2 protein-coding genes are annotated in these 2,308 nt (G+C 66.0%); both read right to left on the bottom strand.

The window, feature by feature from the left end; translation table 11 throughout:
• Window positions 1-52: 52 nt before the first annotated feature.
• Complete coding sequence (gene istB / locus ACIQCS_RS23915) at window positions 53-907, bottom strand: IS21-like element helper ATPase IstB (RefSeq protein ID WP_286771855.1); 855 nt, start codon at window positions 905-907, stop codon at window positions 53-55.
• Window positions 904-2,160: an IS21 family transposase gene (gene istA, locus ACIQCS_RS23910; RefSeq protein WP_286771854.1), complete on the bottom strand. Its 1,257-nt coding sequence runs from the start codon at window positions 2,158-2,160 to the stop codon at window positions 904-906. The genes istB and istA overlap by 4 nt, the downstream gene beginning before the upstream one ends.
• Window positions 2,161-2,308: the final 148 nt, after the last annotated feature.

The following is a 2,308-nucleotide window of genomic DNA, read 5'->3' as shown; positions in this document are numbered from 1 at the left end:
CAGATGTGGGCGCTTAAAATTCCCTATGCTGGCGGTTTGAGCTATGCGGTGATCAGCCGTATTCGGGATCGGGTTTTCCTTTCGTTGGCGGGCGGCCGCGACGCTTTGGCGGTGGATTGAACGTGACGCCGGCGCGGACGTTTTCGGGCACCAGCGCGGCGTGCTCGCGCATCCTGTAGCTGGAGCCCTCGATCTGGATGACGACGGCGTGGTGCAGCAGCCTGTCGAGCAGCGCCGTCGCCACGACGGCATCGCCGAAGACCTCGCCCCATTCGGCGAAGCCGCGGTTAGAGGTGAGGATCATGGCGCCCTTTTCGTAGCGGGCGTTGACCAGCTGGAAGAACAGGTTCGCGCCGCCGGGTGTGACCGGCAGGTAACCGATCTCGTCGACGACGAGCAGCGACGCTCTGGTGAGGAAGCGGATCTTCTCGCGAAGCGTGCCCTCGCGCTCGGCCTTGGCGAGCTGGGCGATCAGATCAGCCAGCGGGATGAAGTAGACCGCCTTGCCGGCGCGCACGGCCTCGACCGCCAGCGCGGTCGCGATGTGGCTTTTCCCGGTGCCGGGCGGGCCCAGCAGATGGACGACCTCGGCGCGCTCGATGAAGTCGAGGCCGGCGAGCGCCAGGATGCGGTTGCGGTCGAGCGAGGGCTGGAACGAGAAGTCGTAGCCGGCGAGCGTCTTGACGACGGGCAGCCGCGCCATGCGCAGGGCCGCCTTGATTCGGCGGTTCTCGCGCAGAGACAGCTCCTCGCCGAGCAGATCGTCGAGCGCCTCGATGCCGTCGATCTGGCCCTGCTCGATGCGTCGCAAGGTCACGTCGAGGATCTCAAGCGCCCGCGGCATCTTGAGGCTGACCAGGCTGCGGCGGATCGAGTCGACGCGCGAGGATGGTGCCGCGCCGTTCATGGCCGCCCTTCCATCGCCAGGCTCGCGCCAATGGCTTCATAAACCGCCAGCGAGCGCAGCGGCACATGGTCACCGAGCCGGCCGATCATCGTCGTGCGCCGTTCCTGTGGCCGCGATTGAGGCCTTCCGGTGCGATGACGCCGGTCGATGCGATACTGGAGGCGTCCTTCGAGCACAGGGTGCTCAGCAACCACAACGCCGCGATCGATTACCCGGACTACGTCCGGTAGCTGCTCGACCTCGACGATGCGGCGCGTGCGGTCAGGCACGCTGTAGAAGTTGCCGCCGACCGCCACAAAGCCGTCATGGGTAACCCGCCGCTCGAGCTTCAGCACGGCGTTGAAGCGGTGTTCGGGCAGCCGCTGCAGTTCTTCCTGCTCCTCGGCGAAGGCCTCGGCCACCACGCGCTGCGTCGTGCCGTGCACCCGGACATTGGCCACCGTGTCGAGCCACTCGACGAGCTGGGCGTTGAGGTCCTCCATGTTGCGGAAGGATCGGCCCAGGAAGAAGTCCTCGCGGATGTAGCGGAACGGCCGCTCAACTTTCCCCTTCGTCTTGGCGCGATAGGGCCGGCACGCCCGGGGCTGGAACCGGTAGTGCTTCGCCAGCGCCAGCAGCGAGGTGTTGTAGACGATGTGGCCCTGGTCGTCCTCGCCGGTGACCGCGGTCTTCATCCGGTCATAGAGGATCTCGATCGGCACGCCATCGATCGCCTCGAACGCCTGCATGTGACAGCGCAGCAGCGTCTGCAGGTCCTGATGCAGCACATAGCGGGCGAACACGAGGCGCGAGTAGCCCAGCACCAGGCTGAACAGCCAGACGATGCGCACCACGCCCGGCTCGTCGGTGAACTCGACGACGAACCGGGCGAAGTCGACCTGGGCCTGCACGCCGGCCTTGGTCTCGAAGCGAACCTCGTAAGGCTTGGGATCATGGTCGGGCCGGATTGCTGCCAGGTAGCGCTTCACCGCGGTGTACGCGCCGGCATAGCCCATCTCCCTGATCTCGCGCGTGAGGCGCGAGGCCGTCAGCTCGGAGAACGCCGTCACGCGCTCGCGCAGGAACTCCATGTAGGGCGCGATCTTGCTCGGCCGCCCGGCATTGCGGGGGCCGTAAACCGGCACCTCGACGCCGCGCTCGATGTATTTGCGAACGGTCTTGGGATCACGGCCCGTCCGGCGGGCGATCGCCGTCACCGACAGCCCCTGCCGGTGCAACTCCAGTATCATCATGGCTTCTCCAAGTCGGATCATCAGCGCCGCCTCCCGCAGGAGGTCATCGCGCCGATTTTGGCGTTGCCCAATGAGCCGGGGTTAACCCCGGCTCATTGGGCAACCAGGCCCAACAATCAGGGAATTTTCAAAGCCCACATCCGCGGAGAATTACACGCCCACTGACACT

Origin of the sequence: Sphingomonas sp. NPDC092440, assembly GCF_044754985.1 — a bacterium.
Taxonomy (GTDB): domain Bacteria; phylum Pseudomonadota; class Alphaproteobacteria; order Sphingomonadales; family Sphingomonadaceae; genus Sphingomonas.
This window is presented reverse-complemented; position numbering and strand designations above follow the sequence as displayed.

Bases quoted from the DNA above. Each gene is read 5' to 3' on its own strand.
- istB (WP_286771855.1), bottom strand. From the start codon at position 907: ATGAACGGCGCGGCACCATCCTCGCGCGTCGACTCGATCCGCCGCAGC.
- istA (WP_286771854.1), bottom strand. From the start codon at position 2,160: ATGATCCGACTTGGAGAAGCCATGATGATACTGGAGTTGCACCGGCAG.